Genomic DNA, 21,608 nt, shown 5'->3' with positions numbered 1-21,608 from the left:
AACCCTGTTCCCGAGCCGAAACGATTTATCCCGGGGAGCCGTACCGCTCCCCATGGCCGACAAACCGCAGTCCGGTTCGATCCTCGGCATCCCGTACAACTTCGAACGCCCGAGCCTCGGGCGCCTGCTCTCCGCCCACTGGAAGCCCGGCGAGGGGATGATCGTCGAGAAGCCCTTCGGCATCGGCTACACGCTGAACCTGGCGAACTGGCGGTCCTGGCTGGTCGTCCTCGTCGCCGGCGTCCTGCTCTGGCAGGAGAACGACGGCGGCCTGCGCTCCGACGCCGACGCCGCCGACGAGGACGGGGACGACCCCGTCGAAGTCGTCGTCGACGACTGACGACCGTCAGCGTGGACTCGGAGTACGCCTTCGAACTGGCGTTGTGTTCACACCTCGAAGAGCGGCGCGACTGGGTGCTCGGCCGCCAACTCGGCGCCTCGGTCGCCGACCCCGGCGCCCGCGTCGTCGACGTCTGTGCGGTGGAGCCCGGCCCCGAGTTCGACCGACGCGCCGCGATCACGAGCGAGACGATCCCACCCCGAGCCGTCGAGAGCGACGTGGGGCCCGGCCGCGCGGTCGATCCGGTCGACGCCTTCGACTGCTCGCCCGACGTCGCCCGCCGCGCCGCCGACCGTGCCGCCGAGGTGGGATTTTTCGAGTCCGAGCGCCGCGGGAGCCGACGACACGTCCGGGCGACGACCCGGTACCCGGACTGGATCGGCCGTCTGATCGGGGTCGAGAACAAACCCGACCTCGGACGCCCCGGCGACCTGGAGCGACAACTGCGCCGCGACGTCGCCCTCGGTCTCTTCGACGTCGTCGTCCTCGCCACCGAGAGCTACGTCACCGGCGCACACCTGAACCGCATCCCCGACTCGGTCGGCGTCTGGCGCTTTTCGGGGGACGAACTGACGGTGATCCGGGAGCCGACGCCGCTCGCCCCCGGCGCACCGGGGATCGAACCGCTCGCCGACCGGCCGCTCCGGACGGACGTGGCCGTCGTGTCGGCGGCGGCGAAAGCGCGGAAGCGACGCGCCGTCGCCGAGCGCGCCTACGGCAAGGGCTGGCGGCCGGACGCCTACCCCGGCTGTGCGTCGATGTGTCCCACCGACGAGGGACTGCCATACTGCGCGGCGTTCGACCGGGTCGTCCACCCCGGACGCGACTGCGGCGAGTCGTGTTCGGCCTTCGAGGCCGCGGATCCGCCCGCGGTGGACCGCGCGGCGCTGCGGGACGGGCGGACGCCGTGGGTCGCCGACCCGGAGGGCGTCGCCCGGCGACAGACGGGGCTCGACCGGTTCTCCTGACCCCCGCCGTCAGCGGAGCCGCGCGAGGGCGGTGACGAGGGCGACGGCGAGCGCGAGGCCGACGCCGACGGCGGCCCCCGACCCGGCCGCAGCCCGTGGATCGGGCGTCCCGAGAAAGAGGAGCGAGACGGCGACCCAGACGAGCGCGCCGGCCAGCCCGCTCGCGGCACCGCGGCCGAGCGTCGAGACGACGGTCATACCGGGGACTGCGTCCCGCCGCCGGTTAAGTTCACAGGTCGTAGGTCTCCCCGTCGACGGCCAGCGGCTCCGCGAACGCCTCGTCGGCGGGGTAGAAGTGCGCGAGGTGGACGAGTCGCGTCCGGTCGGCGTCGAGTTCGGCCGCCAGGTCGAGCGCCCCCTCGCGGGTCATGTGTTTCGACCCGAAGGTTCGGGGGACGCCCGACTCGTCGTGGTGTTTCCCGCCCAGCGGGTGGTGTTCGCACGACGACGCGGGGACGATGGCGTCGGCGAGGAGGAGGTCGGGGTCGGCGAGCGCCGACCGGGTCTCCGCGGGCATCCCGAAGCTCGTGTCGCCGGTGAGCGAGCATTTCGCGCCCGTCTCGGGGTCCTCGACCACGACGCCGTAACACAGGAGCGGCGGGTGGTCGACGGGGACGAAACGCACGTCGAGGCCACAGACACGGATGCGCTCGTGGGGGTCGTGGCCGTGGACGTGCACCCGGTCGAGGTAGTCGTACTTCCGGCGGATGGTGTCGGCGACGCTCTCCTCGGTGACCGGGTCGACGACGTCCGTCGCGTGGACGGGCAGGTCGTCGAACAGGCGGTAGGCGTTGCCGAGGCCGTCGAGGTGATCGAAGTGGATGTGCGTCACGAGGGCGGCGTCCGGGAGCGGGACGTCCTGCGTGAGAAACTGGTGGCGGAAGTCGGGGCTGAAATCGATCAACAGCGCCTCGCCGGTCCGGTCGTTCTCGACGTGGACCGAGAACCGCGAGCGCTCGACGCCGCGCTCCCGCGCCCGCTCGCAGGTGGCACAGTCACAGCCGACCGTCGGGGTCCCCGTCGTGTCGCCGGTTCCGAGTAGCGTCACCCGCATTCGGCGAGAGGTTGCCGGCCGGGTGCCTTATACTGTCGGCTGTGGGTTCGAGACAGTCGTCACCGCTCACGGTTCGGGTGCGTCCGGTAGTCGTGGCTGACGACGAACGCCGCGGCGTTGCCGAGGATCAGGAGGCCGATCCAGGAGAGGGGCGCACCGAGGGCGAGGAGGACGACGGCGACGAACGGAAGGACGACGGCGCTCCAGAAGGCCGCGGCGCGGACGGCCGACCCGGTGCGCGCGGCGGCGGACCGAGCGTGGCTGGTGACGATGGAGGGGACCATATCCAGGTTATCGATCCCCACGTCAAAAGGTGGTTCGATCGCGCAAACGCGTGTTTGAGTCACGGCCGCCGTCGACCTCAGTCTGCCGGCGACGGCACGAGGTCGGGATCCGAGTCGGGATTCGCCATCCCCTCACCGTCGTTTCCCTCCCCGTCCACTCCCAGTCCTCGCGCCGAGTTCCCCACCACCAACAGGCTACTCACCGCCATCGCGACGGCGGCGACCAGGGGGTTGAGGACGCCCAACGCGGCCGCCGGAACGGCGAGGGCGTTGTAGAGGAACGCCCACGCGAGGTTCCCCCGGAGGCGGCGCTTCGTCGCTGCGGTCAGGGCGAACACCCGTGGCACGGTCGTCAGATCGTCCGTCGTGACGACGGCGTCGGCGGCGTCCGCGGCGAGACGGGTGCCGCTCTCGAGCGAGATACCCAAGTCCGCGGCCGCGAGCGCCGGCGCGTCGTTGCTCCCGTCGCCGACCATCACCGTCGTCCCCTCCGTCCGGAGGCGCTCGATCACCTCGGCCTTCGCTTCGGGGGGCACGCCCGCGAACACGTCGTCTACGTCGGGATGCTCGCGGAAGCGGGCGGCCGCCGACTCGCCGTCGCCGGTAATGACGACCACGCGCGCCACGTCCTCCGCGACGGCCGAGACGACCGACTCCCACTCGGGTCGGGGTTCGTCGCCGGCGACGAGGACGCCCCGGACGCGGTCGTCCCCCCCGACGTAGGCGGCGACGCGCCCGCCGTCGACGGCGCGGTCGTAGCGCTCGCGGTAGCGGTCCGGGATCGTACAGCCCTCGAACAGGTCGGCGCGGCCGACGGTCACGCGGTCGCCCTGCACGACGCCACTGACCCCCCGTCCCGGATGACGCTCGAAGTCGTCGACGGCGAGGTCGGGAACGTCGACTGCGTCGGTCACCGCCCGCCCCATCGGGTGGTCGGCGAACGTCTCGACGGCGGCGGCGCGGACGATGGCGTCGTCGTCACCGACCGCATCGTACAGTCGCATCTCGCCCGTCGTCAGCGTCCCCGTCTTGTCGAAGGCGACGATGTCCGCTTCGGTCGCGCGCTCGAACACGTCGCCGTCGGTGACGACGACCCCCGAATCGAGCGCCTCTCGGACGCCCGCGGCGACGGCGAGCGGCGTCGCCAGTCCCAGCGCACAGGGACAGGAGACGACGAGGACGGTCAGCCCGGTCAGGAAGGCGGCGGTCGGCCCCGCGCCGAGGGCGAGGTGGACGACGAACGCCGCGAGCGCCAGCAGGACGACGACAGGGACGAACACCGCCGCGATGCGGTCGGCGAGGCGCTGGACGCCCGAGCGCGAACTCCGGACGCGCCAGAGATGAGAGACGAGGCGGTCGAGCGTGCTCGTCGCCGCCTCGTCGGCCTCGATCACGACGCCGCCCTCGGTGACGAGGCCCCCGCCGATCACCTCGTCGTCGACCGCCCGACGGACGGGCACGGACTCACCGGTGACGAGCGACTCGTCGACGGCGGCAGTACCCTCCACCACGGTGCCGTCGACGGGGATGCGCTCCCCCGTGCCGACGACGAGTTCGTCCCCCGCCGTCACGTCCTCGACGGCGACCGTCTCCTCGCCCCCGCTCGTCCGCCGGCGAGCCTCGGACACCCGGCTCTCGGTGAGTTCGGTCAGCCGTCCCGCCGCGCGCTCCTTCAGGCGCGTCTCGTAGTACCCACCGAGGGTCACGACGACGACGACCACGGTCGTGATGTCGAAGTACACCTCGGTGCCACCGAGGAGGAGCGTCGTCGTCGAGTAGACGTAGGCGGTGCCGGCCGCGAGCGCGACCAACAGGTCCATGTTCGGCCGGCCGGCCCGCAGGCTGACGTATGCCCCGCGGAGGATGGGGTAGCCGGTGTAGCCGAGGACGACGCTCGTCATCAACCAGACGTTCCAGAGGAGATACTGGCCCGCGAGCCCCTCCACGTCGAGCAGGCTCACGTCGAGGCCGAGATAGGTGGGGTAGAGAAAGAGGACGTACCACGCCATCGTCATCATGGCGAAGAAGCCGCCGATGATGAGGCGCCCGATCGTCTCGGTGGTGTCGTCCTCGCCCTCGGCGTCGACCGGGCGGGCGCGGTAGCCGGCGCCGTCCAGAATCGCGGGCAGATCGTCCTCGCCGAGGTGGTCCGGGTCGTAGACGAGGCGGACCAGATTGGACGGATACGACGCCTCGGCGTCGACGACTCCGGCGGTGTCCGTCGCCCGCGTCTCCAGAAACGCTTCGCAGGTCGCACAGTGCATCCCGTCGACGGCGACGAAGGCGGAGTCGGTGTTGTCGGGGTCGACATCCGCGTCGGCGTCGTCATCCCCGAGCGCCGCTCGCACGCCCTCGGCGCCGTCCACGTCGGCGGCCGACGTATCCTCCATTCCCGACAGCGTCCGCGACACCTCCAGACAGCCCCGGCAGCAGAAGGTGCCGTCCACGTCCTCGTCGCGTACCGGCGGATCGGGCGTCGGCAGATCACAGAGCGTACAGGAGCTCATCCGAGCGGTTGGTAGACGGGAATCATCGGGTGGGGGATGTGGATACCGACGAGCATCAGGCCGTGGGCCAGCGGCAGGTAGCCGAGGGCGACGAAGGCGACGCCGAGGACCCGATGGAGTCCCACTCGCGTTCTCGTATCGAGCGACTGGAAGACGGTACCGTACGCGAGCAGCGTCGGCACGGTGCCGAGACCGAGGACGGCGAGCGACAGCGCCCCGCGAGTCGGTGACCCGACGGCGAAGGCGTAGAGGAAGGCGGGATAGAGCAGCGGACAGGGAAGGAAGCCGTGGAGCGCACCGAGGGCGGCGATCCGCGGGCCGCCGACCCACTGGTCGACGCGGGCCGTGACGGCGCCGTAAATCCGCGTGAAGGCGTCACCGACGACGGGCAGCGAGCCACCGTGGCCGACCGATCCACGGACGACGTAGCCAGCCCCGGTGAAGATGATGAACCCACCGACCAGAATCCCGGTGGCGGCACGCACGTCCGTCGCGATGGTGGCGATGGCGGCGGCGTCGAAGAAGACGGCGCCGAGGGCGCCCATCAGGGCCCCGATCAGGGTGTAGCTAGCCGTTCGACCGGCGTTGAAGAGGAGATGCTGGCGGACGTCGATGGGTCGCACGCGGTCGGCCTCGGCGCCCATACGGTTGGCGTACAGCGTCACCAGCGGCCCACACATCCCGAGGCAGTGGGCGCCGCCGAGGACTCCGATGGCGAGGAAGACGAGGAGTCCCGGGTCGCTCGCCACGGCGGAGACCTCAGTGCCGGCACTCGTTCCGCTGGCGGCGATGCCGACGCTGGCGAGGTGGGCCAAGGGGAGCATCGTCTACCTAGACGCCGATATAGCGGCCTTGGATGCCGATTCGCTCGGGAAGAACATCACGTACACGCTCGCGGCGATGAGGACGACGTTGACGAGCGACACCGCCGCGATGGACTCGATCGACAGCGTGTACACTGCGACCGGGAGCAACGCAAGCAGCCCGACCAACGGAACGGTACGGATGGAAACCATACTCCTACTCTCGGTCTTTCGAACTAATAATTGCCGCCGCTATTCCCGCGAGTCGAAAACGGGCTCCCGATTTATGTAATAGAAGGTCCGTGTGGTCTCTATGGTCGCATTCGACGGCAGCGAGCGGTTCGTCGGCCGCGGGGGTGGACGCGCCCGGCGGGGGCGATGCGGACATCGGCGACCGTCGTCCGGCCGGCCGCGTTCGACGGACATGGCGCTCGACGACCACGGGAGGAACGGCATATGACCGACTCGACGGATCGCTCCGTGCTGACGCGACGGACGGCGCTTCGGACCGCCGCCGGGGCGGTGGCGGCCGGCCTCGGCGCCCGTACCGTCACCGCACAGGACGGCGTCGACTACGGCGGCTGGTTCGGCTCCGGGACCGGCGGCGAGACGGGGAACTTCGATGGCACCGTCGACCGCACCGGGCAGGATTCGGTGACGATCGAGGTCGGCTCCGAGGGCAACGGCGGGCCCTACGCCTTCGGCCCCGCCGCCGTCCGGATCGATCCCGGGACTGCGGTGACCTTCGAGTGGGTGTCCGACACCCACAACATCCTGATCGAGGAACAGCCGTCCGATGCCGACTGGGGCGGCGTCGAAGCCATCGAGAACAGCGGCTACACCCACGAACACACCTTCGAGACCGAGGGCGTCTACAAGTACTACTGTCAGCCACACCTCGCGCTCGGGATGAAAGGTGCCGTCGTCGTCGGCGGTAGTGGCGGCGGTGGCGGTGACGGCGGCGGTGGCGGCGGTGGCGGTGACGGCGGCGGTGGCGGCGGTGGCGGCGGTGGCGGTGGCGAGTCGGGTACCGGCGGCGGCGGTGGCGGCGGTGGCGGTGGCGGCACCTCGCCCACGCTCTCCCTGGCCTTCCGCCTCGTCGGTGCCGGTGTGGCGGCGGCGCTCGCCGTCGTCCTCGGCATCACCGGCTGGGTGTTCCTCAACTACGACGAGTTCACGACGACCGCCGATACGGGGACGGAACCCTCGCAGGCCGAGCGGACGTCCACGGAGTCGACCTTCGAGGCGGGGGTCGTCCGCGAACTCGACCACGACGAGTACGACCCCTACGGGACGGCGACACTGATCGTCGTCTACCTCGGGATCATCAGCCTGCTGTGGGTGTTCATGTACTTCGTCGAGTTCCTCGGCGGCGGACCGACGGTGATCGGCTAACTGGAGGATTCACACATGGAAATTCATCGATACGAGAAACTCTGGACCGTGGCCGCGCTCCTGTTGATCGTCGGGCTCATCGCGACGGTGACCTACGGAGCGGTCGGCCCTGGTGTAACGATGGTCAGCGACTCCGGTGGAACGGTCGACGCCGACTCGCTCGGCGACACCGAGTTCGGCGACCCCGGCGTGACGCAGATCGGCGAGAACGAGTACGAGGTTCACGTCGTGGCCCGACAGTTCCTCTTCCAGCCCGGAACCGCCGAGCCGATCCGGGTGCCGGCCAACTCGGAGGTGACGTTCTACATCACCGCCGCCGACGTGGTCCACGGCTTCGAAGTCGCGGGCACCAACGTCAACGTCATGGCGATTCCGGGGCAGGTCGCCGAGGTGACCGTCCGGTTCGACGACCCCGCGGAGTACGGGATCGTCTGTCACGAGTACTGTGGCTCCGGCCACCATACGATGGCGGGGCAACTCGTCGTCGTGCCCGAAGACGAGTACGACACGGAGGGTAGCTAAATGGCATACGTCGACGACTTTCCGACCGACGCACGCATCGTCCGCTGGAACATGGCCGTCGCCTTCCTGGCGCTCGGCGTCGGCGGCCTGTTCGGCATGGTTCAGGCGCTCCACCGCACGGGTGTCTTCCGTGGGTTCGTGAGTTCCGCGGACTACTACACGGTGCTCACGGGCCACGGCGTCCTACTCGCACTCGTGTTCACCATCTTCGCGCTGTGTGGGCTCTTCACTTGGGGCGTCACGCGAAGTCTCGACCGTTCGTTACCGAGCCCGAAGTTGACGTACACCTGGTTCGGCATGATGTTCGTGGGTGCCGCCGTGGCCGCCATCACGATTCTCGGTGGGCTGGTTCCCTCCATCCCGTTCAACGCGGACGTACTCTACACGTTCTACGCACCGATGAAGGCGCATCCAGCCTTCTACGCAGGTCTCGCGCTCTTCATCGTCGGGACGTGGCTCGCCGGTTTCGACTGGTTCCGCACCTACTGGCACTGGCGCGGTGACAACCCGGACCAGCGCATCCCACTGCAGACGTTCATGGTGTTGACGACCATGCTGATGTGGTACATCTCCTCGGCCGGCGTCGCGGTGGAGGTGCTCTTCTTCCTCCTCCCGTGGTCCCTCGGGCTGATCGCCGAGGTCGACCCGCTGCTCACCCGGACGCTCTTCTGGTACTTCGGCCACCCGGTCGTCTACTTCTGGCTCATGCCTGCCTACTTCATCTGGTACACCGTGTTGCCGAAGCTGTCCGGCGGGCGCCTGTTCAGCGACCCGCTCGCCCGCGTGGTGTTCGTCCTCTTCCTCCTGCTCTCGACGCCGGTCGGGTTCCACCACCAGTACGTCGATCCCGGCATCCCCGAGGGGTTCAAGTTCATCGCGATGACCAACACCATGTTCCTCCTCCTGCCCAGCCTGCTCACCGCGTTCACCGTCGTCGCCAGCATGGAACACGGCGCCCGACAGCGTGGCGGTGAGGGTCGTCTCTCCTGGCTGCGGAAACTCCCGTGGGACGAACCCGCCTTCGCCGGCTGTGCCCTCGCCGGCCTGATGTTCGCCGCCGGCGGCTTCTCCGGCATAATCAACGCCGGGATGAACATCAACTACCTCGTCCACAACACCCTGTGGGTGCCCGGCCACTTCCACCTCACCGTCGGGACGGCCTCCGCGCTCACGTTCATGGCCGCGGGCTACTGGCTGTTCCCACAGATCACCGGCAACCGACTGCGATTCCGGTCGCTCGCGACGGTCCAGCCGTACCTCTGGTTCGTGGGCATGACGCTCATGTCGAACGCGATGCATCGGGCGGGGCTCGCGGGCATCCCTCGCCGCACCGCCGAACCCCAGTACGGGAGCGTCACGTTCGAGGGCGTCGTCGGCGGCGTGAGCGAGATGCGCATCCAGATCGCCATCGGCGGAACCCTGCTGTTCGTCGCCCTTCTCCTCTTCCTGATCGTCGTCTTCGGCACCTGGCTGGGCGGCGACGGCACCGACACCATCCGGGTCAACGGCTCGATCCCGGCGCCGCTCTCCGGCCCGGAACACAGCCCGAAGATCCTCGACAACCTGAAGCTCTGGACGGCAGTCGCCATCGTCCTGATCGTGCTCGCCTACGGCCTCCCGCTGTCGGCACTGGTCGCCGACGGCCTGTTCGCCCCGGGAAGCCCGCCGATCCCGGTGTAATCACCCACTCGTGAGCGACGATTCCACCACGCCGGACGACGGGACCGACGGAACGGGAAGCGGCCCCGCCGACCCGCCGGACGGGACGCCCGGTGGTCTCTCGAAGCGGACCCTGATCCGCCTGCTCGTCGGCTTCGGCATCGGCATCCCGCTGCTCGTCGAGGGGCTCACGTTCCTGGGCCTCCTCCGCGATCAGTTCGGTGGAAGCGGCGGTGACGACGCGGACGGGAGCGGGTCGACCCCGACCGCCGCCGACGACGGCGACGCCGTCGGTGTCGGCGACGACATGCTCCCGGAGACCGACCGCTCCGAGACGCTCGTCGGCGCCGTCCTCCGGGAGTCCGGGGAGGACCGCTGGCCGCTCTCGCTGACCGTCGACGTGACGAACTCCGGATCGACCGACTACGAGTTCCAGTTGCTCGACGTCCACCTCGAGGACGGACGGAGCGTCGACGGGCGGACGAGCACCGACCGCCTGGCGCCCGAGGAGAACCGGACCGTCACGGCCGAGCGATCGATCCCCGCGGGGTCGACGCCCGCCGCGGTGTCCGTCGTCGCGCTGATCTACCGCGAGGAGGCGGTCGAGACGGTCGAACGACGCGTCGATCTGGCGAAGATTCCCGTCCGCGGCGGCTGATCACGCTCCGCGTTCCGCGTCCCCGAAGGCCGTCGGCTTCCAACGCAGCGTCCCACGAACCGCCTCCCACTCGTCGCACTCCCGGAGCCGATACCGGGCGAACGCGGCGTTCCTGATCAGTTCGAGTTCGGCCAGCCGGAGCCGTACCGCCCACCGGAGTCGTCCCCACTCGCGCCGTTCGCGACCCTCCTCGGTCGTTCCGTCTTCCGGCTCGAAGTCGATATACTCGTCGCCCGCCTCGAACCCCGAGACGATGCCGTCCTGGGAGCGATGCCACCGTTCGTAGGTCCCGATGGGCAGCGTCTCGGTCGGCTCGGGCTCCCGCGAGAGCAGGGACTTGAATCGAACGTCCGGCCCGTCGCCGCCCCATCGGTAGCCCCTGGCGGTCAGCTTGATCGTCCCTGCCCCGTCGACGGCGCAGTTGAACTGGAGTCGGGCGTATCCCGACGACTCCACCCCCGGCATCGTCGACGGCGTCAGGAAGGCGCCGTCGGCGTACTGGATCGGATACCGGGTCGCGTGTGCCCGCTCGACGACGGGCGCGGCCGGCGACGCCGACGGTTCGGGAGCGTCCGCGGCCGCGTCACCCCACGCTCCGGTGGCCGTCTCCTTCGGATCGACCCAGACCTTCATGATCGATCATACGATACTCCGGCAAAAAACGGTTCCGGCGACGGCCGAGCGGCGTTCAGTACCGCGACGGCATGTACGCCATGCCGAGCAGCAGGATGGCCGTCGCGAAACTCACGATGGAGACGCCCCAGAGGCCGTTGACGTGGTCGTGATACGTGTCGATTTCGGTGGTCTGCCGTTGGTACACGCCGTAGTCACTCTCCAGGACGAGCGTACTGTTGTCCGGGAAGTACGCGAAGTACTGCTGGCCGTTCAGCGTGACGTTGGCCTCGTTGCCGACGTCGACCCTGTTGGTCCGGGGAGCCGTCCAGGCGAGCGTCGCGCCGTCGCTGGATACGCTGGCGACCGTCGTCGTGTTCCCTTGGAACTGGAGGGTGTCACCCTCGCCGTACTGGGTCGAGGCGGGTTCCGGGAAGTACTCGTTCGCCGGCGTCAGCGACCGGTTGTCGCCGCTCTCGCGGACGACGTGTTCGGTGCCGTTGACCGTGACGAGTTCGTTCCGCACGGTCGGATCGTCCTGAAGGATCGCGCTCCGGTTGATCCGCTCCTGCAGTCTGAACGCGGCCGGGTCGTCGGCGTCCTCGACGAGGACCTGGTACTCCTCGCCGTCGTATGTGACGTTGGCTTCGTGTTCCCACGTCTGGGTGTGGCGTGCCGAATCGTTGGTCCAGGAGACCTGTCCGGACCGCGTGACTTCGGCGCCGCCACCGTGGCCGCCGCCACCGCCCGACATCTCGGCCGAAATCGTCGTGACGGTGTACGTTCGGTCGTCGACCGAGAACTCGTCACCCTGGGAGAGTCTGTGATCGGGATTGTCGAACTCGACCGTCGGCGCGGTGGCCGTGGCGATCACCGAGTACGACGCCGCGCCGAGGATGATAAAGAACGCGACGTAGATGGCCGCAGCGCGTCGTTGCATACGTGGGGCCTAGTCCACCCCGCGTATAACGATTACTATAGTAGCCTTTGTAAGTCATTGCACACCTGATCGCAGGACAGCGGGCGATCAGGTGTACAACCAGTTCCAAACGCTACTATAACTGACGACGACGGTCACCGAGTGGGTGTCTCGTCGGCCTCGACCAGCTGTAGCGCCTGCCGGAGGTGGAACCGCGTCTCGTGGCAGTCGGCGGCTTCGAGTGCCGCCCGTAGCTGTCGCTCGACGGTCGTTCCCGTCGTGGCTTCGGCCGCGCCCATTCCCCCGCTTTCGGCCGTGGATCGGGAGTTCATACGCGTCCCTTCGTCCCGATCCGGTTTAGGTATCCGGACCTTACCGGGGTTCTAATGCCTGATGAAGCCCGGCTTCGATCAGCGAAAAACCCGATCGAATCGGGGTTTCAACCGGTTCAAACCGGGGAATCCTGTCTTCGGTGGCGCCGACCGGGTCGGCCGGACCGGTTCGACGTCACGATTTAAACGCTCGGGTCGGCAGTCAGCGTCGTGCAACGACCGACAGGTTTTGTATCGACCTGTCCCTAGGCGGGGTGTATGACTACCGGGATCGTGTTGCTCAACTTCGGTGAGCCATCGGAGGGGCACAGAGAGGACGTACTCGACTACCTGGAACGGATCTTCCTGGCGAACATGTCGATCGAAGGGGAGACGACCGAGGCGGCGGCCCGGGAGCGGGCGGCGGAGCTGGCCAAGCGCCGGGCACCCGGCCTCATGGAGGAGTACGACGAGATCGGCGGCTCCCCACTGATCGACCACGCCACCACACAGGCGGAGATGCTCGACGAGGAGCTCTCGCGGCGGGGGTACGACGTCGAGACCTATCACGGGATGCAGTACACGGCACCCTTTATCACCGACGCGGTGGAGGCGGCCCGCGAGGACGGGGTCGACCATCTGATCGGGCTCCCGATCTACCCGCTCTGTGGTCCCTCGACGACAGTCCAATCCCTCGACGAACTCGACGAGGCGCTCGACGAGGTGGGGTGGGACGTCCCCGTCGACGCCCTCACGGGCTGGCACAAACATCCGGCGTACACCCGGGCCCGTATCGACAACATCCGGCGCTATCTGGACGACCACGACCTCTCGCTCGGGGACGGCACCCGTCTCGTGTTCTCGGCCCACGGCACCCCCCAGTACTACCTCGACGAGGGGAGCCGGTACGAGGAGTACACCGAGGAGTTCTGTTCGGTGGTGGCGACGGCGCTCGACGCACCGGACTACGAACTCGGCTACCAGAACCACGAGAACCGCGACGTCGACTGGACCGAACCCGACGTCGAGGCGGTCGTCGAGACGGTCGACGCAGACCGCGTCGTCGTCGAGCCGGTGAGCTTCATGCACGAACAGAGCGAGACGCTCTCGGAACTCGACATCGAACTCCGTGAAGAGGCCGAGGAGCGGGGCCTCGACTTCCACCGGATCCCCATTCCCTACGACGACGACCGGTTCGTCGGTGCGCTCGCCGACCTCGTCGAGCCGTTCGTCGCGGGGTACGATCCGGAGTACGCCGGCCTCCGACAGTGCGAGTGCCGGGACGAACCGGGAACGATGTGCCTGAACGCGCCCCACGAGGCATGACGGTCGGTATCGTCGGCGCCGGCATCACGGGGCTCGCGCTCTCGGAGTTCTGCCGCGAGCGCGGCGTCGACACCGTCGCCTTCGAGGCGTCGTCGGAGCCCGGCGGGGTGATCCGATCGACCCGCGTCGACGGACGTGTCCTCGAACACGGCCCCCAGCGCACCCGGTTGACCGACGGGCTGGAGACACTGATCGACGCCTGTGGCCTCCGCTCCGACCTGCGGGTCGCCGACGCCGACCTCCCCCTCTACGTCTATGCCGACGGTCGACTCCGGCAGGTTCCACTCTCGATGGGGGCGTTCATGCGGACCGACCTGCTCTCGGCGACGGGGAAACTCCGGATGCTCGCCGAGCCGTTGACCGAGGGTGCCCGCGACGACGAGACGGCGGCCGACTACTTCACCCGGAAGTTCGGCGACGAGGCCTACCACAACATGATCGCGCCGCTGTTCGGCGGCATCTACGGCTCCGACCCCGCGGAGATGCCCGGCGAGTACGCCCTGCGGACGGTACGCCGGATGGAACGCTCCGGCAGCCTCGTCCGCGCCGCGCTCCGCCGGCGACTCCAGGGGAAAGAGCGGGAGGCGCCCATCTCCTTCGCCGACGGCATGGCACAGCTTCCCCGAGCGCTCTACGAGCGCAACGCCGACCGGGTGCACCTGGAGACGCCGGTGGAGGGTATCGCGACCCAGGGGGCGGGCTACCGCCTCGACACCGCTGCCGGGGACCGCGTCGTCGACGAGGTGGTCGTTACCGCGCGCGCGGACGTGACCGCCGGCCTCCTCGATACCGTCGATCCGGAGAGCGCCCGCGCGCTCCGCCAGCTCTACTACAACCCGCTCGCGTACGTCCACCTCGCCTCGGAGGCCGACCCCGCGGGGTTCGGCTACCAGGTCCGCCACGACGAGTCGCTCCGGACCCTCGGCGTGACCTGGAACGCCAGCCTGTTCGACCGCGACGGCGTCTACACTTGCTTCCTCGGGGGGATGAAACGGCCGGGGCTGGTCGACCGCCCGGACGACGAGCTCGGGCGGGTCGCCCGCGAGGAGTTCGAGACGGTGATGGGGGCGTCCGCCGAGGTACTGAACGTCACCCGCCATCCCCGCGGGATGCCCGCCTACGACGGCTCGTGGACGGCCATGGAGTCGGTCGACCCGCCGGAGGGCATCACGCTGGCCACCAACTACACCGGACGGATGGGCGTCCCGGCGCGGGTCCGGGAGGCCGAACGGCTCGCCGGCCGGTTCGCGGAGTCGGAGACGGCGACGGCCGCCGTCGCCGGGGCGTAGCGCCTACCGGCTGATCGACTTCGCCGTCTCGACGAACGCCCGCACGGACTCGACGGGCGTGTCGCGGTCGACGCCGTGGCCGAGGTTGAGGATGTGCCCGCGCGGCCCCGCGGCGTCGATCACCGCCCGCGTCCGCTCGCGGACGAAGTCGGTCGGGCCGAAGAGATGCTGGGGGTCGAGGTTGCCCTGGACCGGCCGGTCGCCGAGCGTCTCCCGGGCCTCGGCCATGTCGACGGTCCAGTCGAGACCGACCACGTCGGCGCCGGTCGCATCGAGGCTGTCGAGGCGGCCGGCCATGTTGCGTACGAAGACGATGGAGGGCACCGAGAGGTCCGACAGGATCTCGCGGTGGAGCGGCAGGACGAACTCGCGGTAGTCAGCGGGCGAGAGCACGCCCGCGTAGGTGTCGAACAGCTGTACCACGTCGGCGCCGTGGTCGGCCTGATACTCCAGATACTCCCGGACCACGTCCGCGAACGCCGAGAGGAGGGAGCGGAACGCCTCGGGGTGACGCGCCCGGAAGCGCCGAACCGGGCCGTGGTTCCGTGAAGCGCCGCCGGCGACGGCGTAGGAGGCGAGGGTGAACGGGCCGCCGGCGAAGCCGATGATGGCCGTCTCCGAGCCTACCCGCTCGACGAGGTTGTCGAGCAGCGACCCGACGAAGTCGAGGTCCTCGGCCACCGATCCGCGGGGGCGCTCGGCGTCCGCGGGCCCCTCGACGGGGTTCTCGACGACGGGGCCGACGCCGCTCTCGAGGTGGTAGTCGAAGCCCAGCGGCTCCAGTACGGTCAGGATGTCGGAGAACATCACCACCCCATCGGGTTCGTACAGTTCCCACGGCAGGAGGGTGATCCGCGTGGCCACCTCCGGCGTCTCGATGGCCTCGCGGAACTCGTAGTCGGCGCGGATTTCGCGGTACTCGGGGATGTGCCGGCCGGCCTGTCGCATCAACCAGACGGGCGGCCGTTCGGTCCGTTCGCCCCGTGCCGCGCGGACGAGGAGGTGCGTCATGGCGGGTGGTCGAGCCGAGGGCGGCTAAGTATGTCGCCTCGTCCTCGACCGGGAGTATTTGTATCGCGGTCCCCTAACGCGCGTATGCACTCGGGAATAATTAATCGTGATCGACCCTCCGCGCTGGACGTCTCCCTGCTCGGCCTCATCGCCACCATCGTCGGCGGGTACGGTCGATCCATCTCCGTGCCGGCCGACACTGCTCCCAACCTCATCCGGTTTTTCTCGGTGTCCCCGGATCGGACCTATCCGGCGGTGATGCCCCAGGACAAGGCGTTGCTCCTCCTGAACGACCCGGCGACGGGCGAGGCCACCCGGCAGGCCGCCGACGCGGGCGGATCGCTCCACGGCGTCTGGACGCTCGTGGCCTTCCTCGGGTTGCTCCTCCTGTTCGCAGGGCCGGCCATCGTGTGGCTGAACCGCGGGGACGATTGATACTGTTTATTGTAAATCGTTACCGGTGGTTCGCCGGACCGCTCTGGCGAACCACCGGTACACAGTTACAATAATCCGTATGAGACGGTCGGGCGTTCAGGCCTCCAGTTCCTCCTCGGCGACCCACTCCCGCGCCCAGTCCCCGATGGCGTCGAACACCGGACAGAGCGACTCCCCCTTCTCGGTCAGCGAGTAGTACGTCGCCACCGGGGCGTCCTCCTCCAGTCGCCGGTCGACGAAGCCCATCTCCTGTAGGTCGTCGACGACCCGGGAGAGCGTTCGCGAACTCGCACCGGTGGAGCGTTTGAGTTCGTTGAACCGCTTCTCGCCCTCCTGCAGGTCGTGTAGGACCGCCAGTCGCCACTGCGAGCCGATCTGTTCGAGCGAGTCGATGACGTAACACGTCTCCGTGTCGCTGCCCGTTCCGATAGCCATACCGGGGACACGCGCTCCCGCCGGTTAGCAGTTCCGGAACGAATCAGGTGTTGAAATGTTACCGTGATAGCGCCACCCCCGGTGACATCCGCGCCACCCGGTGACACCAATGTCAGATAACGTATATGTCCGTGGGGGGCGTGGGTACGAGTACGATGATTCACTCATCCACCGCCGACGCACCGTTTCGCACGACCACTCCCGCCGGGGTGGTCGCCTGATGGCCTTCGACACCGCCGGTGCGGGCGTGGCCTTCCTGCTCGCCCGCGTCCTCTTCGGCGTCGTCCTGGCGTTCACCGGGTTGAACCACTTCCTGAACGCCGAGGGGATGATCGGCTACGCGCAGGCCAAGGGCATCCCCGCGGCGTCCCTCGGCGTCCCCGTCTCCGGTGGCCTGCTGATCGCCGGCGGTCTGGGCATCGTCCTCGGCGTCTACCCGACGCTCGCGGCCGGCGCCATCGCCGTCTTCCTCGCCGCCGCGACGCCGACGATGCACGACTTCTGGAACGCCCCCGAGGAGGAGTACCAGAACGAGTTCAACAACTTCCTGAAGAACGTCGCCCTCCTCGGTGGCGCGCTCGCCTTCCTCGTGTTCGCCAGCGAGACGTGGCCGCTCGCGGCCAACGTCGGCATCTGAGTCGCGTCCGAACGTCGTCCCACGGCCGCGCTCCGTCGGGCCATCGGGTGCACGACCCGTTTCGAACGCGACGATAGCGCGGGTACTGCACCGAGCCGAGTGTTTATCAGCGACGGTAGCCTCGGTTGGCGCATGAACAGCGACTGGAACCGCCGCGTCGTGCCGGGACTACTCGTGGCACTGCTCGTCGCCACGCGTCCCGTCAGGGCACACGTCGACTACGTCACGGAGGGGGGCGACGACGGGCCCACGGTCGTCGAGTTCCTCACTACCGTCCTCTCGGATCCGCTTCACCTCGCGCTCCTCGGCGGCGGCGGCGTCGGCGTCGTCGTCGCGACGGCGGGGTGGCTCCGGTACGGCGACCACCTGCGGGACGTGACGGTGATCCGGCGTACGCTCCGCTCGTACCAGCCGTACCTCGGCTGGCTGTTGCGTCTCGCCACCGGCCTCCCGCTCATGGGCGCCGGCTTCGGCGGCTATTTCTTCTCGCCCGTCGTCACCGTCGAGGTGCGACTCGTCCAGATCACCCTCGCGTTCCTCCTCCTGTTCGGGTTCGCGACGCGGCTGGCGGCCGCCGCCGGCCTCGTCACCTACCTCGTCGGCCTAGCGACGCATTTCCCCACGCTCCTGCTCGCCTCCGAGTACGTCGCCGGCTTCCTCGGCATCCTCGTCGTCGGTCCCGGCCAGCCGAGCGCGGACCTCCTCCTGCGCCGGCTGGTTCTCACCGACGGCACGATAATGAGCCGGTTTCGCGACACACCGACCGTTCCGGACCTCCTCTCCAGGGCCGGTGTCGAGAAGTCCGCCGCGCCCCTGTTCATCCGGATCTTCCTCGGGTTCAACTTCGCGTACCTCGGCGTGACCGAGAAGTGGCTCGACCCGGGCCGGGCGCTCCAGGTCGTCGAGAAGTACGACCTCACGGCGGTCCTCCCGGTCGCTCCCGAGATGTGGGTGTTCGGCGCCGGCCTCGGCGAACTCGTCGTCGGCCTCTGTATCCTCACCGGCACCTTCACCCGGAGCGCCGCCGGCGCCGGCTTCCTCATCCTCACGACCACGCTCTTCGGCCTCCCGGACGACCCGGTGCTCGCCCACGTCACCCTCTTCGGCCTCACCTCGGCGCTCCTGATCACCGGGAGCGGGCCCGTCGCACTCGACCGCTCGGTGATCCCCGTGCTCCGGACGCGGTTCGGCCGTTCCCCCCCGGACGACCCCGAAGTGACGACGCCGGCCGACTGACCGGGGACGCCCTCCGCCGCCGCGGTGGCCCGATACGTCCACCGATTATCAGATGTTGTACTTGGAGGGGTGCGGTTATTATAATCTATTCTCAACGACGTAGCAGGCATGGGCATTCCCCTTCTGAATCGCATACGAGAGCGGTACGGGCTCAAGCTGGTAGCCGCCCTCGTCGCGGCGCTGCTGTTGACGGTCGCGGTCGGCGGTGTGGTGAGCGCCGATGCGTCGGCACAGTTACGCGACGACGTCCAGCAACACATGACGGAGCGGACGGAACAGCGGTCGGCACAGCTCGACACGTGGCTCACCGGGCTGACGACACAGGCGCGGGTGGCCTCGGACCACCCGGCGCTCCGGAGCGACGACCGGGCGGCCGTCGAGTCGCGGCTCGACGAACTGGCCAGCGAGGATCGGGCGCCGCCGGGGGTCGTGGCGGTCCACTACGTCGACGCCACCTCCGGCACCATCGTGACGAGTTCCGACGACGACCTCGTCGGCGTCGACGCCCGCGCCCAGGGCGCGCCCTTCGCGCAGGAGGGCGTCGCCTTCGAGGGCGCCGACGACGTGCTGGTCACTGACCCCTTCCGCCCCGATGTCGTCGACTTCACGACCGTCGCCGTCGCGACGCCCGTCGACGGACGGTCGGACCGACTGCTGGTCTACATGGTCAACTTCGAACGGCAGGTGGGGGGGTTCGCCACCGCTGACGACGGAACCGAGACGGTCGTCGTCGGCGAGGACGGCACGATCATCGCCCACCCGGACACGGCGCTGATCGGTTCGGACGTCGGCGAGACGTCGACGTTCGTCCCCGACGGGGCCTTCGCGGGCGCGACCTTCGCGGAGACCGACGGGCAGGCCGTCGCCGCCGCGCCGATGGAGACCACCGACTGGTCGGTCGTCGTCTCCCAGCCCGCCGACGCGGCCTTCGCCGTCCAGCGGGGCGTCGTCTCGGGGATCCTCGGCCTCATCCTCGTGGCCGTCATCTCCCTGTCCCTGATCGGTGTCACCGTCGGGAGCCGGACCTCGCTGTCCCTGCGGCGACTGGCGGACAAGGCCGAGGCGATGGCGACCGGCGACCTCGACGTCGACCTGACGACCGGCCGGACCGACGAGATCGGGCAGCTCTACTGGTCGTTCGACCAGATGCGTGACTCCCTCCGGGAGCGCATCGCCGAGGTCGAGGAGGCCCTCGACGAGGCGGAGGCGGCCCGCGCCGAGGCCGAAGCGGCCCGCGCCGAGGCGACTCGCACCAGCGAGCGCCTCGAACGCACCGCCGAGACCTACGGTGAGGTGATGCAGGACGTGGCCGACGGCGACCTCACCCGCCGGATCGACGTGAACGACTCCAACGAGGCGATGGCCACCATCGGCGTCGCGTTCAACGATATGGTCTCCTCGATCGAGTCGACGATCCACGAGGTCAAGACCTTCGGCACGGAGGTCGCCAACGCCGCCGAGGCGGTCGACAGCAACGCCGCCGAGGTCAAGGCCGCGAGCGAGGAGGTCAACGAGTCGGTCGCGGAGATCGCCGACGGGGCGCGCACCCAGACCGAGAGCCTCCAGGACATGACCGGCGAGGTGAACGACCTGTCGGCCAGCGCCGAGGAGATCGCCGCCACCGTCGACACGGTCGCGGATACCTCCGAGCACGCGGCCGAGGCGGGCGCGGACGGCCGCGCCGCCGCCGAGGCCGCCGTCGAAGAACTCGACGGGATCGAGGAGACGACCGAGGCGACCCAGACGGAGGTCGAGGCGCTCAACGAGGAGATGGCCGAGATCGGCGAGATCGTCGACGTCATCTCCGACATCGCCGAGCAGACGAACCTGCTCGCCCTCAACGCCTCCATCGAGGCCGCCCACGCCAACGGCGAGGCGGGCGACGCCGACGGCTTCGCCGTCGTCGCCGACGAGGTGAAGAACCTCGCCGAGGAGACCAAGGAGTCCGCAAGCGAGATCGAAGCCCGGATCGAGTCGGTCCGCGAGCGGACCGAGGACGTCGTCTCCGGCACCCAGGAGACCGGACAGCGCGTCGCCGAGGGCGTCGAGACCGTCGAGGGCGCCATCGACGCGCTCGAACAGATCGCCGACTACGTCGAGGAGATCGACACCAGCATCCAGGGCATCGCCGACGCCACCGACGGCCAGGCCGACTCCACCGAGCGGGTCGTCGAGAGCCTCGACGAGGTGGCGGCGATCAGCAAGCAGACCGCCGAGGAGGCCACCGGCGTGACCGACACCGCCAGCCGGCAGGAGCGGACCCTCACCGAGGTCGACGACGCGGCCGACGAGCTGACCCGCCGGGCCGCGCGCCTGCGCGAACAGCTCGCCGACTTCGAGGTCGACGACGCGGGCGCGGACCCCGAGCCGTCGGCCGCCGGCGGGCGGTCGAACGCGCTCGGTGACGGCGGCTACGAGGAGGGGGGTCGCCGATGATCTCCTCCGTCTCGACCTGGGCGACCCTCGGCGCCATCGGCATGATCCTCGGCACCCTGGCGCCGTTGTGGGGTCTCACCAACGACCCCGAACGCCGCGACCATTACCTCGTGCTCGCCGGCGTCACCGGCGTCGCGGCCGTCGCGTACACCCTGATGTCGCTCGGGATCGGCGACGTCGCCGTCTCCGGACGGATCGTCTCCCTGCCCCGCTACGTCGACTGGCTGATCACGACCCCCCTCATCCTCCTCTTCCTCGCGATGCTCGGGAACACGGGGCGCGGGTCGCTCGGTCGCCTGCTCGTCGCCGACATCACCCTGCTCGTCCTCGGCGCGGTGGCCGTCGCCATCCCCGGCCGGATCCGCTGGCTGGCCTTCGCCGGCGGCCTCGCCGCCTTCGGCGTGCTGGTGTACGAACTCTACGTGCGCATCCCGCGCCTGGCGTCGTTCACGAACGAGCGGGCGCGCACCCTCTTCGTCACCCTCCGGAACCTGACCATCGCGCTCTGGACGCTCTACCCGCTCGTCTGGGTGCTCGCACCCTCCGGCGTCGGGCTGCTCACCCGCGACATGACGATGCTGGTGATCGCCTACCTCGATCTGATCAGCAAGGCGGCGTTCGTCGTGCTGGCGGTCGACGGCATGGACGCCCTCGCCGACGCCGCCCGCGGGGCGACCGGCGCCGACCCCGTCGCGACCGACGGCGGCGACGCGTCCGACGCCGAAACCACCGACTGATCGGCCCGCAACCGGCAGGGTTACCCCGCCCACA

At 69.3% G+C, this 21,608-nt stretch carries 24 protein-coding genes; 13 read left to right on the top strand and 11 right to left on the bottom strand.

Annotated elements, in window-relative coordinates:
* Window positions 1-52 precede the first annotated feature (52 nt).
* Window positions 53-340, top strand: coding sequence for a DUF5808 domain-containing protein (locus EI982_RS11485; RefSeq protein ID WP_157689838.1), 288 nt, complete (start codon window positions 53-55; stop codon window positions 338-340).
* The gene (locus EI982_RS11480) at window positions 337-1,308 is read left to right on the top strand and encodes a DUF5787 family protein (protein WP_157691161.1); all 972 of its coding nucleotides are present in this window, start codon (window positions 337-339) and stop codon (window positions 1,306-1,308) included. The genes EI982_RS11485 and EI982_RS11480 overlap by 4 nt, the downstream gene beginning before the upstream one ends.
* A 9-nt stretch (window positions 1,309-1,317) precedes the next feature.
* On the opposite strand, the gene EI982_RS11475 is transcribed toward EI982_RS11480, so the two are convergent.
* The 6 genes from EI982_RS11475 to EI982_RS11450 form a co-directional block, all read right to left on the bottom strand.
* Complete coding sequence (locus EI982_RS11475; protein ID WP_157689837.1) at window positions 1,318-1,506, bottom strand: hypothetical protein; 189 nt, start codon at window positions 1,504-1,506, stop codon at window positions 1,318-1,320.
* A 31-nt stretch (window positions 1,507-1,537) separates the two neighbouring features.
* Window positions 1,538-2,362 carry an MBL fold metallo-hydrolase gene (locus EI982_RS11470; RefSeq protein ID WP_157689836.1) on the bottom strand — a complete coding sequence of 275 codons (825 nt, stop codon included), beginning with the start codon at window positions 2,360-2,362 and terminating at the stop codon, window positions 1,538-1,540.
* A 59-nt stretch (window positions 2,363-2,421) separates the two neighbouring features.
* A complete protein-coding gene (locus tag EI982_RS11465) occupies window positions 2,422-2,646 on the bottom strand; it encodes a DUF8028 family protein (RefSeq protein ID WP_157689835.1) in 225 nt (74 codons plus the stop codon).
* 77 nt (window positions 2,647-2,723) lie between these two features.
* The gene (locus EI982_RS11460) at window positions 2,724-5,153 is read right to left on the bottom strand and encodes a heavy metal translocating P-type ATPase (RefSeq protein ID WP_157689834.1); all 2,430 of its coding nucleotides are present in this window, start codon (window positions 5,151-5,153) and stop codon (window positions 2,724-2,726) included.
* The gene (locus EI982_RS11455; protein ID WP_157689833.1) at window positions 5,150-5,977 is read right to left on the bottom strand and encodes a sulfite exporter TauE/SafE family protein; all 828 of its coding nucleotides are present in this window, start codon (window positions 5,975-5,977) and stop codon (window positions 5,150-5,152) included. The genes EI982_RS11460 and EI982_RS11455 overlap by 4 nt, the downstream gene beginning before the upstream one ends.
* Before the next feature lie 3 nt (window positions 5,978-5,980).
* Window positions 5,981-6,169: a DUF8131 family protein gene (locus tag EI982_RS11450; protein WP_157689832.1), complete on the bottom strand. Its 189-nt coding sequence runs from the start codon at window positions 6,167-6,169 to the stop codon at window positions 5,981-5,983.
* 243 nt (window positions 6,170-6,412) lie between these two features.
* On the opposite strand from EI982_RS11450, the gene EI982_RS11445 reads away from it, so the two are divergent.
* The 4 genes from EI982_RS11445 to EI982_RS11435 are packed head-to-tail and all read left to right on the top strand — an operon-like array spanning window position 6,413 to window position 10,190.
* Complete coding sequence (locus EI982_RS11445; RefSeq protein WP_157689831.1) at window positions 6,413-7,351, top strand: halocyanin domain-containing protein; 939 nt, start codon at window positions 6,413-6,415, stop codon at window positions 7,349-7,351.
* A 15-nt stretch (window positions 7,352-7,366) separates the two neighbouring features.
* On the top strand, window positions 7,367-7,873 hold the full coding sequence (locus tag EI982_RS18420; RefSeq protein ID WP_199243602.1) for a cytochrome c oxidase subunit II: 507 nt from the start codon (window positions 7,367-7,369) through the stop codon (window positions 7,871-7,873).
* Complete coding sequence (locus EI982_RS11440; RefSeq protein ID WP_199243601.1) at window positions 7,874-9,553, top strand: b(o/a)3-type cytochrome-c oxidase subunit 1; 1,680 nt, start codon at window positions 7,874-7,876, stop codon at window positions 9,551-9,553.
* Window positions 9,554-9,563: 10 nt separating this feature from the next.
* The gene (locus tag EI982_RS11435) at window positions 9,564-10,190 is read left to right on the top strand and encodes a hypothetical protein (RefSeq protein ID WP_157689830.1); all 627 of its coding nucleotides are present in this window, start codon (window positions 9,564-9,566) and stop codon (window positions 10,188-10,190) included.
* On the opposite strand, the gene EI982_RS11430 is transcribed toward EI982_RS11435, so the two are convergent.
* The 3 genes from EI982_RS11430 to EI982_RS11420 form a co-directional block, all read right to left on the bottom strand.
* Window positions 10,191-10,823: a hypothetical protein gene (locus EI982_RS11430; protein WP_157689829.1), complete on the bottom strand. Its 633-nt coding sequence runs from the start codon at window positions 10,821-10,823 to the stop codon at window positions 10,191-10,193.
* Between the two features lie 55 nt (window positions 10,824-10,878).
* Complete coding sequence (locus EI982_RS11425; RefSeq protein ID WP_157689828.1) at window positions 10,879-11,742, bottom strand: DUF8231 family protein; 864 nt, start codon at window positions 11,740-11,742, stop codon at window positions 10,879-10,881.
* Between the two features lie 134 nt (window positions 11,743-11,876).
* A complete protein-coding gene (locus EI982_RS11420; RefSeq protein WP_157689827.1) occupies window positions 11,877-12,053 on the bottom strand; it encodes a hypothetical protein in 177 nt (58 codons plus the stop codon).
* A 258-nt stretch (window positions 12,054-12,311) separates the two neighbouring features.
* Between EI982_RS11420 and hemH the strand changes: the two genes are divergently transcribed.
* Together hemH and hemG are read left to right on the top strand one after the other, a co-directional pair.
* The gene (gene hemH / locus EI982_RS11415) at window positions 12,312-13,358 is read left to right on the top strand and encodes a ferrochelatase (RefSeq protein ID WP_157689826.1); all 1,047 of its coding nucleotides are present in this window, start codon (window positions 12,312-12,314) and stop codon (window positions 13,356-13,358) included.
* Window positions 13,355-14,647: a protoporphyrinogen oxidase gene (gene hemG, locus EI982_RS11410; RefSeq protein ID WP_157689825.1), complete on the top strand. Its 1,293-nt coding sequence runs from the start codon at window positions 13,355-13,357 to the stop codon at window positions 14,645-14,647. The genes hemH and hemG overlap by 4 nt, the downstream gene beginning before the upstream one ends.
* Window positions 14,648-14,650: 3 nt before the next feature.
* Here hemG and hemE read toward each other — a convergent pair whose 3' ends face one another.
* The gene (gene hemE, locus EI982_RS11405) at window positions 14,651-15,658 is read right to left on the bottom strand and encodes a uroporphyrinogen decarboxylase (protein ID WP_157689824.1); all 1,008 of its coding nucleotides are present in this window, start codon (window positions 15,656-15,658) and stop codon (window positions 14,651-14,653) included.
* A gap of 84 nt (window positions 15,659-15,742) precedes the next feature.
* Here hemE and EI982_RS11400 point away from each other — a divergent pair, with 84 nt between their 5' ends.
* Window positions 15,743-16,093 (top strand): hypothetical protein, encoded by a 351-nt coding sequence (locus EI982_RS11400; protein WP_157689823.1) that lies wholly within the window; start codon window positions 15,743-15,745, stop codon window positions 16,091-16,093.
* Window positions 16,094-16,189: 96 nt separating this feature from the next.
* Here the strand turns inward: EI982_RS11400 and EI982_RS11395 are convergent, their stop codons facing one another.
* Window positions 16,190-16,528 carry a winged helix-turn-helix transcriptional regulator gene (locus EI982_RS11395; RefSeq protein ID WP_157689822.1) on the bottom strand — a complete coding sequence of 113 codons (339 nt, stop codon included), beginning with the start codon at window positions 16,526-16,528 and terminating at the stop codon, window positions 16,190-16,192.
* Between the two features lie 220 nt (window positions 16,529-16,748).
* Here EI982_RS11395 and EI982_RS11390 point away from each other — a divergent pair, with 220 nt between their 5' ends.
* From EI982_RS11390 to EI982_RS11375, 4 genes are all read left to right on the top strand, one after another.
* Complete coding sequence (locus tag EI982_RS11390; RefSeq protein WP_157689821.1) at window positions 16,749-17,165, top strand: DoxX family protein; 417 nt, start codon at window positions 16,749-16,751, stop codon at window positions 17,163-17,165.
* A gap of 132 nt (window positions 17,166-17,297) precedes the next feature.
* Complete coding sequence (locus tag EI982_RS11385; RefSeq protein WP_157689820.1) at window positions 17,298-18,401, top strand: DoxX family protein; 1,104 nt, start codon at window positions 17,298-17,300, stop codon at window positions 18,399-18,401.
* A gap of 108 nt (window positions 18,402-18,509) precedes the next feature.
* Window positions 18,510-20,837 (top strand): methyl-accepting chemotaxis protein, encoded by a 2,328-nt coding sequence (locus EI982_RS11380; RefSeq protein ID WP_157689819.1) that lies wholly within the window; start codon window positions 18,510-18,512, stop codon window positions 20,835-20,837.
* The gene (locus EI982_RS11375) at window positions 20,834-21,574 is read left to right on the top strand and encodes a bacteriorhodopsin (protein ID WP_157689818.1); all 741 of its coding nucleotides are present in this window, start codon (window positions 20,834-20,836) and stop codon (window positions 21,572-21,574) included. Before EI982_RS11380 ends, EI982_RS11375 begins: the two co-directional genes overlap by 4 nt.
* Window positions 21,575-21,608 lie beyond the last annotated feature (34 nt).

The organism is Haloplanus salinarum (assembly GCF_009762275.1).
Taxonomy (GTDB): domain Archaea; phylum Halobacteriota; class Halobacteria; order Halobacteriales; family Haloferacaceae; genus Haloplanus; species Haloplanus salinarum.
This window is presented reverse-complemented; position numbering and strand designations above follow the sequence as displayed.

Bases quoted from the DNA above. Each gene is read 5' to 3' on its own strand.
- EI982_RS11440 (WP_199243601.1), top strand. From the start codon at position 7,874: ATGGCATACGTCGACGACTTTCCGACCGACGCACGCATCGTCCGCTGG.
- EI982_RS11455 (WP_157689833.1), bottom strand. From the start codon at position 5,977: ATGCTCCCCTTGGCCCACCTCGCCAGCGTCGGCATCGCCGCCAGCGGA.
- EI982_RS11395 (WP_157689822.1), bottom strand. From the start codon at position 16,528: ATGGCTATCGGAACGGGCAGCGACACGGAGACGTGTTACGTCATCGAC.
- EI982_RS11445 (WP_157689831.1), top strand. From the start codon at position 6,413: ATGACCGACTCGACGGATCGCTCCGTGCTGACGCGACGGACGGCGCTT.
- EI982_RS18420 (WP_199243602.1), top strand. From the start codon at position 7,367: ATGGAAATTCATCGATACGAGAAACTCTGGACCGTGGCCGCGCTCCTG.
- EI982_RS11375 (WP_157689818.1), top strand. From the start codon at position 20,834: ATGATCTCCTCCGTCTCGACCTGGGCGACCCTCGGCGCCATCGGCATG.
- EI982_RS11380 (WP_157689819.1), top strand. From the start codon at position 18,510: ATGGGCATTCCCCTTCTGAATCGCATACGAGAGCGGTACGGGCTCAAG.
- EI982_RS11460 (WP_157689834.1), bottom strand. From the start codon at position 5,153: ATGAGCTCCTGTACGCTCTGTGATCTGCCGACGCCCGATCCGCCGGTA.
- EI982_RS11420 (WP_157689827.1), bottom strand. From the start codon at position 12,053: ATGAACTCCCGATCCACGGCCGAAAGCGGGGGAATGGGCGCGGCCGAA.
- EI982_RS11400 (WP_157689823.1), top strand. From the start codon at position 15,743: ATGCACTCGGGAATAATTAATCGTGATCGACCCTCCGCGCTGGACGTC.
- EI982_RS11430 (WP_157689829.1), bottom strand. From the start codon at position 10,823: ATGAAGGTCTGGGTCGATCCGAAGGAGACGGCCACCGGAGCGTGGGGT.
- EI982_RS11485 (WP_157689838.1), top strand. From the start codon at position 53: ATGGCCGACAAACCGCAGTCCGGTTCGATCCTCGGCATCCCGTACAAC.
- EI982_RS11470 (WP_157689836.1), bottom strand. From the start codon at position 2,362: ATGCGGGTGACGCTACTCGGAACCGGCGACACGACGGGGACCCCGACG.
- hemG (WP_157689825.1), top strand. From the start codon at position 13,355: ATGACGGTCGGTATCGTCGGCGCCGGCATCACGGGGCTCGCGCTCTCG.
- EI982_RS11425 (WP_157689828.1), bottom strand. From the start codon at position 11,742: ATGCAACGACGCGCTGCGGCCATCTACGTCGCGTTCTTTATCATCCTC.
- EI982_RS11465 (WP_157689835.1), bottom strand. From the start codon at position 2,646: ATGGTCCCCTCCATCGTCACCAGCCACGCTCGGTCCGCCGCCGCGCGC.
- hemE (WP_157689824.1), bottom strand. From the start codon at position 15,658: ATGACGCACCTCCTCGTCCGCGCGGCACGGGGCGAACGGACCGAACGG.
- hemH (WP_157689826.1), top strand. From the start codon at position 12,312: ATGACTACCGGGATCGTGTTGCTCAACTTCGGTGAGCCATCGGAGGGG.
- EI982_RS11390 (WP_157689821.1), top strand. From the start codon at position 16,749: ATGGCCTTCGACACCGCCGGTGCGGGCGTGGCCTTCCTGCTCGCCCGC.
- EI982_RS11450 (WP_157689832.1), bottom strand. From the start codon at position 6,169: ATGGTTTCCATCCGTACCGTTCCGTTGGTCGGGCTGCTTGCGTTGCTC.
- EI982_RS11475 (WP_157689837.1), bottom strand. From the start codon at position 1,506: ATGACCGTCGTCTCGACGCTCGGCCGCGGTGCCGCGAGCGGGCTGGCC.
- EI982_RS11385 (WP_157689820.1), top strand. From the start codon at position 17,298: ATGAACAGCGACTGGAACCGCCGCGTCGTGCCGGGACTACTCGTGGCA.